Origin of the sequence: Cupriavidus neocaledonicus (assembly GCF_000372525.1) — a bacterium.
Taxonomy (GTDB): Bacteria; Pseudomonadota; Gammaproteobacteria; order Burkholderiales; family Burkholderiaceae; genus Cupriavidus; species Cupriavidus neocaledonicus.
Genome location: NZ_AQUR01000099.1, coordinates 149,388 through 160,321 on the forward strand (window position 1 = coordinate 149,388; position 10,934 = coordinate 160,321).

The following is a 10,934-nucleotide window of genomic DNA, read 5'->3' on the forward strand; positions in this document are numbered from 1 at the left end:
CCGGCGCCGAACCCTCATTAAGCGGGCTTGTGGCAGACCGCCTCGATGTTGTGGCCGTCCGGGTCCAGCACGAAGGCGCCGTAGTAGTCGTGGTGGTAGTGCGCGCGCACCCCCGGTGCGCCGTTGTCGCGCCCGCCCGCGGCCAGTGCGGCGCGATGGAAGGCATCGACGGTCGCGCGGCTGTCGACGCGGAACGCCACGTGCACCGGCGGCTGGTTGGGCGTGCCGCGGTGGATCCAGAAATCGGGATGGCCCGGCGTGCCGAAGCCGGCCACATCGGTGCTGCCGGTGACACTGGCCGGGAATTCCTTGTCCAGCACGTAGCCGATGGCGCCCAGCGCCGCCTGGTAGAAGGCGCGGCTTTTCTCGTAGTCGCTGACGCTGACGCCGGTGTGGTCGATCATGGGTGGCTTCCTTTGTCGATGGTTGGAGGGAGAAGACCTCAGGCCAGGTCCAGCACGCTCATGGTGGCGTTGAGCCGGCTGACCAGCACGGAATCGCCGTGGACGTCGGCAAACACGTCGGCCTCGACCACGATGATGGAGCGGCCGGACTTGAGCACGTCGGCGCGGCAGCGCAGCCGTTCGCTGCGCACGGCCCGCAGCAGGTTGATCTTGAACTCCGCGGTGACCACGTGCTGGCCCGCTTCCAGGATGGTGGAGGCGGCGGCGCCGGCGGTGTGGTCGGCCATGGTGGCCTGCACGCCCGCATGGACGATGCCGCCGTGCTGCAGATGGCGCGCCGTGATGGCCAGGGTGGACTCGCACCAGCCGGGCCCGCAGTCGGCCAGCGCGATGCCGACGTCGCTGACGAAGGCGGCCTGGCGGAAGCCGGCCTCGATGGTGTCGCGCAGCAGCAGCCGTTCCTGTTCGGTGGTCATGGCGTTCCTCGTGGGTCGTGGCACCGGGTCCTGGCGGATCTGCGCATTCCAGCGGGAAGGACGGGCCGTGTCAACCGCCGAAGCGGCGCTGGCATCGCATCCCGCCCAAGCGCGTGCTGTCGCCTACACTGAAGGCATCTGCGTCCCGCGTGCGCGCCTGACCGCATGCAGCCCGCCATGAACGCCGACGCCAATCCTCCCAAGCTGCGCCGCAAGGCGCGGCCCGCAGCGGCCTTTGCCGCGCTGGCGCAAGCCAGCCTGGCGCGCATCGACGCGTGCCTGGACCCGCTGCAGCGCCGCGACGAGCCGGAAGACCTGCACCAGCTGCGCGTCGCCCTGCGCCAGGCGCGCGCGGTGGTGTGGGCCATGGGCCCGGCCCTGCCGCGGCAGGAGCGCGACCGCTGGAAGCGCGACCTGCGCACGCTGGCGCGCGCCACCACCACGGTGCGCGACTGGGATGTGTTCCTGGCCGAGACCATCGGCCCGGCGCGCGAACTGGAGCCGGAAGACACGATCCTGGCCGCCATCGCCGACACCGCCCGGCAGCGCCGCGACGCGGCGCGCGAAGCGATGCTGGCGACACTGGCCGCTTACCGCGACTGGCCGCTGCCCGCGCTGCATCGCGACCTTGCGCACCTGGCGCAACTCGCCGCCCGCGCCCGCGCCCGCGGCGGCGGCGCCCGCCTGGCCGCCTTCGCCCGCCGGCGCGTGCGCCGCGGCCGCAAGCAGCTGCGGGCACTGGCCAGGCACGCCCGCAGGGGCGATCCCGCCGCGGTGCACGCGCAGCGCATCGCCGGCAAGCGTCTGCGCTACGTCATCGAGGCGCTGGCGCCGGTGCTGCCGGCACGCTATACCGGGCGCCTGCACGGCAAGCTGGTCAAGCGGCAGGCCCGGCTGGGTCGGCAGATCGACGGCATCGTCGCGCGCCGCCTGATGGTCGAGTGCCTGGACGTGCAGGCGCTGCCAGATGATACGCCGCCGTTGCCCGGCGCCAGCTGACCGGCCCGCCCGCCATGGCGGCCTGCTGCCATAGCGTGCCAGCGCGTTCCGGCGCGTGCCACGCCAACCGCACCCGATCTGCGACAATACCGCCATGACTGCTCCCCAGCTTCCCATTGCCGCCATCGCCACCGCGCCCGGGCGCGGCGGCATCGGCGTGGTGCGCGTGTCGGGCCCCGATGTCGGCCCCGTGATGCGCGCCGTCTGCGGCCAGGCACTGAAGCCGCGCCACGCCACCTACCTGCCGTTTCTCGACGGCAACGGCAAGGTCATCGACCACGGCCTGGCACTGTATTTCCCGGCGCCCAATTCCTATACCGGCGAGGAAGTGCTGGAGCTGCAGGGCCACGGTGGCCCGGTGGTGATGCAGATGCTGCTGACGCGCTGCCTGCAGGCCGGCGACGGCATCGGCCTGCGCCTGGCCGAGCCCGGCGAGTTCACGCGCCGCGCCTTCCTCAACGACAAGCTCGACCTGGCCCAGGCCGAGGCCGTGGCCGACCTGATCGAAGCCAGCACCGAGGCCGCGGCGCGCTCGGCCGCGCGCTCGATGGAGGGCGAGTTCTCCAACGCCATCCGCCAACTGGTGGACAAGGTGATCCACCTGCGCATGCTGGTGGAAGCCACGCTGGACTTCCCCGAGGAAGAGATCGATTTCCTGGAGCAGTCCGACGCGCGCGGCCAGCTTGCCACCATCCGCGATGAACTGGGCGCGGTGCTGGCGCAGGCGCGCCAGGGCGCGCTGCTGCGCGAGGGGCTGTCGGTGGTGCTGGCAGGCCAGCCCAACGTGGGCAAGTCGTCGCTGCTGAACGCGCTGGCCGGCGCGGAACTGGCCATCGTCACGCCGATTGCCGGCACCACGCGCGACCGCGTGCGCGAGACCATCCAGATCGACGGCATCCCGCTGCATATCATCGACACCGCCGGCCTGCGCGATGAAGCCACCGACGAAGTCGAGCGCATCGGCATCGAACGCACCTGGGACGCCATCCGCCGCGCCGACATCGTGCTGCACCTGGTCGACGCCACCGACTACCTGCGCCACGGCCTGTCCGAGATCGACGACGCCATCGACGACAAGCTTAGCGGCCAGCTGCCGCCCGGCGCGCCGATCGTGCGCATCGTCAACAAGATCGACAAGGCCCCCGCGGTGGGCGAGATGATGTTCGGCGGCAACCGCCCGCACGTGGTCGCCGCCAACGGCCCCAACCCGACCGAGATCTGGATCTCGGCGCGCACCGGCGCCGGCATCGAACTGCTGCGCCGCGAACTGCTGCGGCTGGTGGGCTGGCAATCCGGCAACGAAGGCACCTTTCTTGCGCGCGAGCGGCACCTGACCGCGCTGCGGCAGGCGCAATCGCACCTGGACGTGGCCGCCGAACAAAGCCAGCGCCAGGCCCAGGCGCTGGACCTGTTCGCGGAAGAGCTGCGGCTGGCGCAGGAGCACCTGAACAGCATCACCGGCGAGTTCACCAGCGATGATTTGCTGGGGACGATTTTTACGCGGTTTTGCATCGGCAAGTAGGGCGGAGCGAGCCGGCGTGGCGCAACGGCTCCGCGCCCGCTTCAAAAGCGCTGACCCGAACCACCCCGTTACGATCTCCATGCGCCTGACCCTCGTCACCTTCGGCACCCATGGCGACTGCCGCCCCATCGTCGCGCTGGCCCTGGGCCTGCGTGAAGCCGGCCACGACGTGCTGATGCTGGGTGAACGCTCGGCCGCGCCGCTGGCTGCCGAGCATGCCATCCCGTTCGAGCTCATGGCCGGCGATATCCAGCAGACGCTGGCGCCCGGGGGCGCGCTGCACAAGCTGATGACCGAGGGCGGCAACGTGGCCGAGGCGACGCGCGCGTTCGGGCGCATTGCCGAGGACAACACCGAGGCGTGGATGGCGCAGCTGGCGCAGGCGGCGCGCGATGCGGATGCGATCGTGTTCTCCGGCCTGACGGCGTATGTGGCGCTGTCGGTGGGCGAGCAGCTCGGCAAGCCGGTGATCGGGGCGGGCATGTTCCCGATCTCGCCGACGCGGGCGTTTCCGTCGGCGCTGCTGCCGCCGGTCAGGATGCCGGGTTGGGCCAATCGTGCCAGCCATCACCTGATCAACTTCGTGCTGTGGCGGATGTTCCGCAACGCGACCAATGCGGCGCGGGCCAGGCTGTTCGGCGTGCCGGCGCGCAAGGCGATGTGGCCGGCATTCCCGACGCTGTATGCGATGTCGCCGCACCTGGTGCCGCGGCCGCACGACTGGCATGGCGACTGGCTGGTGACCGGCGCCTGGACCGTGCCGCCGCGGCCGGACTGGCAGCCGGACGCGCCGCTGCGCGACTTCCTGGCCGCGGGCGACGCGCCGCTCTATATCGGCTTCGGCAGCATGGCGGGCTTTGACCGGCACAAGGTGGTGTCGGCGCTGGTGCAGGCGGTCGACGGCCGGCGTGCGCTGTTCTATCCCGGGTGGAGCGGCATCGACGTGGCCGCGCTGCCGGCAAACTTCCATGTGGTGGGGGCGACGCCGCATGACTGGCTGTTGCCGCGCGTGGCCGCGGCCATCCACCACGGCGGCGCGGGGACGACGCATGCGGTGGCGGCGGCGGGCGTGCCGTCGATCGTGTTGCCGTTTGCGGGCGACCAGTTCTTCTGGGCGGGCCGGCTGGCGGCGCTGGGGGTGGCGCCGCGGCATGTCGCCGGGCACAAGATCGATGCGCCGCGGCTGGCGGCGATGATCGCCTTCACCGAGCAGCCGGCCACGCGCGAGCGCGCCGCCACGCTGGGCCGTGCGGTGGCCGCGGACCGCGGCGTCGACCATGCGGTGGCGGCGATCGCGCGCTTTTGCGGAAGGCAGGGCGCATAATGCGCGCTTCGCCCTCCGCCTTCCGCTTTCACTGACGCAGGACCTTCCCGATGTTAAACCGCACCCAGCAGATCCTCATTGCCATCGTCGCCGTGGCCGTCCTTGGCATGTTGTGGTTTGCCGGCAATGACCGCCGCGACGATGTCGGCGGCGCGGTGCCCGACGCGCCGGCCGATGCGCAGGCCGCGGCCAGCGCGGTGCCGGCGAGCGGGGTGCGCGGCGTGCCGCGCAACGGCACGCTGGACCCGGTCAGCATCGACCCGCAACGGCCCGCCGACCGCCTGCCGCAGCTGCAGGCCGATGCACTGCTGAAGGCGTATCGCGACAATGCCGCGCAAGCCGACCGCGACTACCTGAACCAGTACCTGATCGTCGAAGGCGTGGCCAGCGGCATCCGCCGCGAGGGCGAGCAGGTCTTTGTCGATATCCGCACCAACGACCCCGGCGCCAATGTGCGCGCGCTGCTGCTGGCGCGCCAGATCTGCGGCCCCGCGGGGCGCGAGTGCGAAGTGGAAGCGCGCGCCACCATGGTGCGGCGCGGCCAGAAGGTGGCGGTGGAGTGCAACGGCGCGGGCCTGGCCGACGGCATGCCGCTGCTGCGCGACTGCCTGCTGCGCGGCGGCGCCAACTGAACGCAACCGCGACGATTCCGGAGATCCCCGCGATGCAATCCGTGCTGTCCGTCCTTGCCATCCTGATCATGGTGGCGACCCTCGTCGGCGTGATCTCGCCCGCCTGGCTCAGCCAGACGCTGTTCGGCGGCAAACCCGTGACGCGCGTGCAGGTGGCGGTGGTTGGTGTGTGCCTGGCCGCGCTTTGCCTGGTGCTGGTGGGCCGGCTGGCGCAGGGCGGCGCGGGCGGCTGAGGCGTCAGCCGCAACACCATCGCAACATCAGAAGCGACCGTTTTGCGCTTCTGTTTGGCCGATTGGATTGGCCTGCCGGCGCCTACAGTGTGCAGGTATGCGGTGGCCATTGCGCCTTGTCGTGGCGCGCCGCCCAGCCCTCCAGGACATTCCATGAACCATGCACTGCTGGCGGCCTGCGTGGGCCTGCTGCTTACCGGCTGCTCGACCTACCAGGCCGTGACGCCGGTCGACCGCCTTGACCCCACCGATCCCGTTGTCGCGTTCCAGCTGCCGGCCGGCGGCGGCCCGCTGGGCAACTACGGCGCGCACGGCACGCTGCTGTGCGTGGTGGTGAACCCCGTCAGCGGCAATGACTTTGTCGAGGATTTCCTGTCGTCGCTGCGGCGGCGCAATTTCGACGTGAAGGTCTTGCAGGCGCAGACCTCGATCGCGGCGTGCCCGATGGTGGCGCTGTACACCGCGCGCAGCGCCTGGTACTGGAACACCTATCTGAACAACGCCGACATCACCGTGTTTCTCAATGGCGACCGGGTCGGCAAGGCAATCTACAACGCCAACCGCAGCGCCGGCGGGCTGAACCTGAGCAACTTCGTGCAGCCGTCGTCCAAGCTCGATGAACTGGTCGAGCAGCTGTTCCCCGGCATGCTGCCGCCTCCGCCGCCGGCGGACACGGCGCCCGCGCCGGCGGCCTAGCCGCTCTGCTTAGCCGATCCGCAGTCAACGGAAGGGCCGCGCCATGACTCTGTGCGCAGCATCCTGCCGGGCGCGGCCGCGCCCGGCGCAGCGTACCCAGGTCAGCGCTCCAGCCGGCCCAGGCGCACCACGGTTACGCCCGGGCGCAACTGGCGCAGCGACGGCATCACCAGCACGCAATCCGGATACGGCGTCACCACCGGCTCACCGTCGCGCCAGCCGATTACGGTCCCGGCCTCGGTAAAGGTCTCGAGCCCGGTGTAGGGGCCGGCAAAGCGGAAGTCCATGCTGGTGGCCACCACGGGCTCGGTCACGCGCACCACGCGCTGCGCGGCGGGCAGCGGCTGCAGCCAGCCGGCGGGCAGGTCGCTCTCCGCGACGATGCCGGCATGCAGCAGGAAGCGCGCGGTGCTGTCCCGGGCCACCGTCACGGCGGCCGGTTCCCAGTGCTGGCCGCATTCGATCAGCAGCGCGTTGCGCGGGCTGGCGGCGTCGCCGAAGCCATCGTAGTCGCGCATGCGGCGGCCTTCCGGGTGGCCTTCGTCGACGATCACATCGGCCGGCGCACCGAGCGCGCGCGACAGGGCGATGCCCTTGTCCAGCGGCCCCGAGACGATCAGCGGCCGGCTTTTCTCATGCATCGAATGCAGGTCCAGCAGCAGGTCGACGGTATCGATCACCGGGCGCATGGCGCGTGCGCGGCGCAGCTCAGATGAATCCAGGCTGGCGTCATCGAGCACCTTCGCGGTCCAGACGCGGTTGAAGTCCTGGTCGACGAAGCGCGAGGCATCCGGGCTGGCGGGATCGAAGCGGTGGTACGCATCGACGTTGGCAAAGGCCAGCGTCAGGCGGCCGCGGCGCGGGCGCAGGCCGTGGTCCAGCAGCGCCTTGACGGCAATGGCGCCGCAGACCTCGTTGCCATGGGTCAGCGCGTTGATCATCACGTGCGGGCCGGGCAGGCCGCTGTCGAAGGTGTAGAGGTAGGGGATGCCGGTGTTGCCGTCGGCGTAGGGCCGGATGTCGGGGAAGGCGACGTCGACGGGGTAGGCTTCCAAGGGTGCGGTGGGCTGGTGGGTCATTGGAGTCGGTGTGTTCGGGGTGCCTGGCGGGTCGGTGCCTGCCGGGTCGATGTATGAGATGGGATGAGGTCAGCGGTGCTGCCGGCGCCGGCCCTCACCCCCGCCCCTCTCCCGCAGGCGGGAGAGGTGAGCAAACCGGCAGATTCAGTAAGGCCTCAGCTCCGGCTGGTGCCGATTGCGTTCGCCCCTCTCCCGCGCGCGGGAGAGGGGCGGGGGTGAGGGTGAGCGTAGGCAATGGCGATATCGCCAAGGCACTTACTGCTGAATCCCCGCCGTCTGCACGATGGTGCGATAGCGCCCGGTCTCGCGCTTGATAAAGCTGCCGAACTGCGCCGGATTGGCGGGCGCTACCTCCACGCCGGCCTCGGCCAGCTTCTTCTTCACCTCCGGCATCGCCAGCACGGCCTGCATCTCGGTGTTCAGGCGCGCCACCACCGGCTGCGGCAGCTTGGCCGGACCCATCAGGCCGAACCAGACGCCCATGTCCACGCCCTTGAGCGCCGGCGTCTCGGCCAGCGCCGGCACGTTCGGCGCCACCGGCGAGCGCTTGGCGCCGGTCACGCCGTAGGCCTGCACGCGATTGGCCTGGATATGCGGCAGCGCCGACGACAGCACCATCACCGCCAGGTCGATCTGACCGCCGAGCAGGTCGGTCGCCATGGCCGAAGCGCCCTTGTACGGCACATGGGTGATGTTGACCTGGCCCTGCTGCTTGATCAGCTCGCCCGCCAGGTTCAGCGGGGTGCCGACGCCGGACGAGGCGTAGGCCAGCTTGCCCGGCTGGGCCTTGGCCAGCGCGATCAGCTCGGCCGCGTTCTTGGCCGGCAGGCCGGGCTTGCCGACCAGCACCATCGGCTGGGTGCCGACAAAGGTCACCGGCGCCAGGTCCTTCTCGCCGTCATAGCGCACCGCCGGGTTGGTCAGGCGGGCGATCGACACTTCACTGCCCGAGCCCATCAGCAGCGTGTAGCCGTCGGCTTCTGCCTTGACCACCTTGGAAGCGCCGATGGTGCCGCCGGCGCCGCCCAGGTTTTCGATCACCACGCTCTGGCCCAGGCGCTTGCCCAGTTCCGGGGCGATGGTGCGGGCCACCAGGTCGACGCTGCCGCCGGCGGTGTAGCCCACCACCAGCGTGATCGGCTTGCCAGGCCAGGCCTCGGTCGCGGCGGCGGCGGTGGAAACGGCGCCGGCGCAAGCGGCAAGGCAGAGTGCGGCAGCGGCCGCGCGCAGGGTGGTCTTCATGGTATTGGCTCGGGGTCCCGGAATCGTGGTTGTGGACCGATGTTAGAAGCGCGGGACCCGCGCGGCGTGCGGCTTTGGCAACCGCGGTTGCCGATTTGGCAATGGCGGCAATGCCAGCGCCGGGGCGGTTCAGCGCGGCGCCTGCACGGCCGCCTGCCAGAACGCCTCGGCCAGCGGCCGCATCGGCGCGCGCGGGCGGTACAGGCGGATGTCGAGCGCCAGGTCGCCGCCATCATCCTCGCGCGGGGCGGCGATGGCGCGCACCAGCCGGCCGTCGCGCAGGTCGTCGGCAATCAGCCGCGCCGGCAGCCAGGCCAGGCCCATGCGCTGGCGCACCATCTCGTGCACCGACTCGGCAAAGTCGCTGACCGCGATCACGTCCAGGCGCGATGCCAGCTTGCGGCGCGCGATCTCCTGGTTGACCATGCGCCCCAGCGTCAGGGTCTCGGCGTAGGCGATCATCGGCACCGGCCGGGCCGCGGTCTTCCCGGCGGTCTTGCCCGTCCCCAACCGGTGCAGCGGCGCGCCGCGCGCGTCGGCCGCGCTGACGCACACCAGCCGCTCCACGCCGGCCAGGTGGAACTGGTAGCGCGCATCGTCCAGCATAACCGGCAGGTCGGGCGGGCTGTAGCACAGCAGGAAGTCGGCATCGCCCTCGGCGAACATCGCCAGCGCGTCGTGCATCGGGAAGGTCGACAGGCGCGTGCGGAAGCCCGCTGCCGCCGGCTCCTGGCGCAGCGCCTCGCGCAGGCCCGCGAGCCAGGCCGGCACCATCGAGCGCGCCAGCGTCTTGCCGGTGGCGATGGTCACGGTGCTGGCGTCGGCGCGGTGCGCGGCGCGCAGCGCCAGGCGGGTGTCATCGAGCGTGCGCAACGCGCTCTGCGCCGCTTCCAGGAACTGGCGCCCTTCGGCGGTCAGGCGCACCGGGAAGGCGCTGCGGTCGATCAGCGGGGCACCGGCCCAGACCTCCAGCGCCTGCATGCGCCGCCCAAAGGCGGGTGGGGTCACGTTGCGCAGCTCGGCGGCGCGCGCGAGGCTGCCGGCCTGGGCCAGGCAGACGAAGTCTTCGAGCCAGCGGATATGCATGGGAAACGGGCGGTCAGGGTGGGGGCAATGCCTTCATTATCGGCAAAAGCCGGCGCCACTTTGGCGGCCGCGTTCCTCGGTTAGAATTTTTGGCATGACACTGACCCGGCGCCGCCAACCCTCGCCTTCGCCCCGCCCGGGGTCCGCCGCATCCGGACCGCCGCCCGCCCCGGAATACACCATCGACGAACTGGCGCGCGTGGCCGGCACCACGGTGCGCAACGTGCGCTCGTACCAGGACCGCGGCCTGATCGACCCGCCGCAGCGGCGCGGGCGAGTCGGCATCTACACCCAGGCGCACCTGGGGCGGCTCAAGCTGATCCACCACCTGCTGGCGCGCGGCTACACGCTGGCCAACATCACCGAGCTGCTCAAGGCCATCGTCGAAGGGCACGACCTGCGCTCGATCCTGGGGCTGGAAACCGCGATCAGCAGCCCGTGGACCAACGAGACCCCGCGCCACTATTCCTACCTGGCGCTGGCGCGGCTGTTCGGCCGGGCGATCTCGCGCCCGGCGCTGGCCAAGGCGATCTCATTGGGACTGCTGGAACCGGACGGGCTGGGCTACCTGGCGCGCAGCCCGCGCGCGCTGGCCGCGGGCGCCGAGATCGCGCACGCGGGTTTTGCGCTGGAAGACGTGCTGGAGATCATCGCGCAGTCGCGCGGGCATTTCCAGGCGGTGTCGGACCACATCGTCGCCACCGTGGTGCGCGAACTGGACCGCTTCGGCGAGGGCAAGCTGCCGCCGCCGCAGGACGTGCCGCGGCTGGTCGACATCCTGTGGCGCATCCGCCCGCTGGCGCTGGTGATGGCCGAGACCGAGATGATGCGGGCGCTGGAGATCTCGGCCAACAAGTACCTGGGCGACCGGGTGGCGGCGATCATCGAGCATTTGCATGATGAGGAGGGCGGGAAGTCATGATCCCGCGCTGGTTGGCTCCCCTCTCCCGCACGCTGTATGGACCGGGGACATGGGTAACACATGTGCCAGGACATGGGTAACAGTCCAGTCTCCAGTTTAATAGGCTTGCTGTAGGTCTATCGTGGCCACCTTTTGATGGCAGAAGTAGACGTCAAAGGTGCCGTCCAGATCCACGCGAGGGCGCAGCGCTACGGGCGTTCCGATCAGGGCTCTTCCGACCCGGAACGTCTTTCCCCGGAAGCAGATGCGCCCACCGTCGCCCACCTTCCGCACGATGTCATCGCTGCCGTACTCGATAGGCGGGAGTTCGCGCGGCATC

General features: G+C 70.7%; 12 protein-coding genes and 1 pseudogene. 7 read left to right on the forward strand and 6 right to left on the reverse strand.

What is annotated here, in order from left to right; all coding sequences use genetic code 11:
* Nucleotides 1-17: 17 nt before the first annotated feature.
* Nucleotides 18-404 carry a VOC family protein gene (locus A3AG_RS0117930; protein WP_018006760.1) on the reverse strand — a complete coding sequence of 129 codons (387 nt, stop codon included), beginning with the start codon at nt 402-404 and terminating at the stop codon, nt 18-20.
* Nucleotides 405-442: 38 nt separating this feature from the next.
* The gene (locus A3AG_RS0117935) at nt 443-880 is read right to left on the reverse strand and encodes a PaaI family thioesterase (RefSeq protein ID WP_018006761.1); all 438 of its coding nucleotides are present in this window, start codon (nt 878-880) and stop codon (nt 443-445) included.
* A 177-nt stretch (nt 881-1,057) separates the two neighbouring features.
* On the opposite strand from A3AG_RS0117935, the gene A3AG_RS0117940 reads away from it, so the two are divergent.
* The 6 genes from A3AG_RS0117940 to A3AG_RS0117965 all read left to right on the forward strand — a co-directional run bounded on the left by A3AG_RS0117940 (nt 1,058) and on the right by A3AG_RS0117965 (nt 6,286).
* Entirely contained in the window at nt 1,058-1,879 is an 822-nt protein-coding gene (locus tag A3AG_RS0117940; RefSeq protein ID WP_035849141.1) for a CHAD domain-containing protein, read from the forward strand.
* A 94-nt stretch (nt 1,880-1,973) separates the two neighbouring features.
* A complete protein-coding gene (gene mnmE / locus A3AG_RS0117945) occupies nt 1,974-3,401 on the forward strand; it encodes a tRNA uridine-5-carboxymethylaminomethyl(34) synthesis GTPase MnmE (RefSeq protein WP_018006762.1) in 1,428 nt (475 codons plus the stop codon).
* Nucleotides 3,402-3,480: 79 nt separating this feature from the next.
* Nucleotides 3,481-4,725 carry a glycosyltransferase gene (locus tag A3AG_RS0117950; RefSeq protein ID WP_018006763.1) on the forward strand — a complete coding sequence of 415 codons (1,245 nt, stop codon included), beginning with the start codon at nt 3,481-3,483 and terminating at the stop codon, nt 4,723-4,725.
* 50 nt (nt 4,726-4,775) lie between these two features.
* Nucleotides 4,776-5,357, forward strand: coding sequence for an OB-fold putative lipoprotein (locus A3AG_RS0117955; protein ID WP_018006764.1), 582 nt, complete (start codon nt 4,776-4,778; stop codon nt 5,355-5,357).
* A gap of 32 nt (nt 5,358-5,389) precedes the next feature.
* Nucleotides 5,390-5,590 carry a hypothetical protein gene (locus A3AG_RS0117960; RefSeq protein WP_018006765.1) on the forward strand — a complete coding sequence of 67 codons (201 nt, stop codon included), beginning with the start codon at nt 5,390-5,392 and terminating at the stop codon, nt 5,588-5,590.
* A gap of 153 nt (nt 5,591-5,743) precedes the next feature.
* The gene (locus A3AG_RS0117965) at nt 5,744-6,286 is read left to right on the forward strand and encodes an Sbal_3080 family lipoprotein (RefSeq protein WP_018006766.1); all 543 of its coding nucleotides are present in this window, start codon (nt 5,744-5,746) and stop codon (nt 6,284-6,286) included.
* 101 nt (nt 6,287-6,387) lie between these two features.
* Here the strand turns inward: A3AG_RS0117965 and A3AG_RS0117970 are convergent, their stop codons facing one another.
* The 3 genes from A3AG_RS0117970 to A3AG_RS0117980 all read right to left on the reverse strand — a co-directional run bounded on the left by A3AG_RS0117970 (nt 6,388) and on the right by A3AG_RS0117980 (nt 9,693).
* Nucleotides 6,388-7,365 carry a M14 family metallopeptidase gene (locus tag A3AG_RS0117970; protein ID WP_018006767.1) on the reverse strand — a complete coding sequence of 326 codons (978 nt, stop codon included), beginning with the start codon at nt 7,363-7,365 and terminating at the stop codon, nt 6,388-6,390.
* Between the two features lie 255 nt (nt 7,366-7,620).
* Nucleotides 7,621-8,607, reverse strand: a complete 987-nt coding sequence (locus A3AG_RS0117975; RefSeq protein ID WP_018006768.1) for a Bug family tripartite tricarboxylate transporter substrate binding protein — start codon at nt 8,605-8,607, stop codon at nt 7,621-7,623.
* A gap of 129 nt (nt 8,608-8,736) precedes the next feature.
* Nucleotides 8,737-9,693, reverse strand: a complete 957-nt coding sequence (locus tag A3AG_RS0117980) for a LysR family transcriptional regulator (protein ID WP_018006769.1) — start codon at nt 9,691-9,693, stop codon at nt 8,737-8,739.
* A 94-nt stretch (nt 9,694-9,787) separates the two neighbouring features.
* Here A3AG_RS0117980 and A3AG_RS0117985 point away from each other — a divergent pair, with 94 nt between their 5' ends.
* Nucleotides 9,788-10,615, forward strand: a complete 828-nt coding sequence (locus tag A3AG_RS0117985) for a MerR family transcriptional regulator (RefSeq protein WP_018006770.1) — start codon at nt 9,788-9,790, stop codon at nt 10,613-10,615.
* Between the two features lie 96 nt (nt 10,616-10,711).
* Here the strand turns inward: A3AG_RS0117985 and A3AG_RS34345 are convergent.
* A pseudogene (locus A3AG_RS34345) lies at nt 10,712-10,934 on the reverse strand (IS481 family transposase); the annotation flags it as partial.

Bases quoted from the DNA above. Each gene is read 5' to 3' on its own strand.
- A3AG_RS0117930 (WP_018006760.1), bottom strand. From the start codon at position 404: ATGATCGACCACACCGGCGTCAGCGTCAGCGACTACGAGAAAAGCCGC.
- A3AG_RS0117935 (WP_018006761.1), bottom strand. From the start codon at position 880: ATGACCACCGAACAGGAACGGCTGCTGCTGCGCGACACCATCGAGGCC.
- A3AG_RS0117940 (WP_035849141.1), top strand. From the start codon at position 1,058: ATGAACGCCGACGCCAATCCTCCCAAGCTGCGCCGCAAGGCGCGGCCC.
- mnmE (WP_018006762.1), top strand. From the start codon at position 1,974: ATGACTGCTCCCCAGCTTCCCATTGCCGCCATCGCCACCGCGCCCGGG.
- A3AG_RS0117950 (WP_018006763.1), top strand. From the start codon at position 3,481: ATGCGCCTGACCCTCGTCACCTTCGGCACCCATGGCGACTGCCGCCCC.
- A3AG_RS0117955 (WP_018006764.1), top strand. From the start codon at position 4,776: ATGTTAAACCGCACCCAGCAGATCCTCATTGCCATCGTCGCCGTGGCC.
- A3AG_RS0117960 (WP_018006765.1), top strand. From the start codon at position 5,390: ATGCAATCCGTGCTGTCCGTCCTTGCCATCCTGATCATGGTGGCGACC.
- A3AG_RS0117965 (WP_018006766.1), top strand. From the start codon at position 5,744: ATGAACCATGCACTGCTGGCGGCCTGCGTGGGCCTGCTGCTTACCGGC.
- A3AG_RS0117970 (WP_018006767.1), bottom strand. From the start codon at position 7,365: ATGACCCACCAGCCCACCGCACCCTTGGAAGCCTACCCCGTCGACGTC.
- A3AG_RS0117975 (WP_018006768.1), bottom strand. From the start codon at position 8,607: ATGAAGACCACCCTGCGCGCGGCCGCTGCCGCACTCTGCCTTGCCGCT.
- A3AG_RS0117980 (WP_018006769.1), bottom strand. From the start codon at position 9,693: ATGCATATCCGCTGGCTCGAAGACTTCGTCTGCCTGGCCCAGGCCGGC.
- A3AG_RS0117985 (WP_018006770.1), top strand. From the start codon at position 9,788: ATGACACTGACCCGGCGCCGCCAACCCTCGCCTTCGCCCCGCCCGGGG.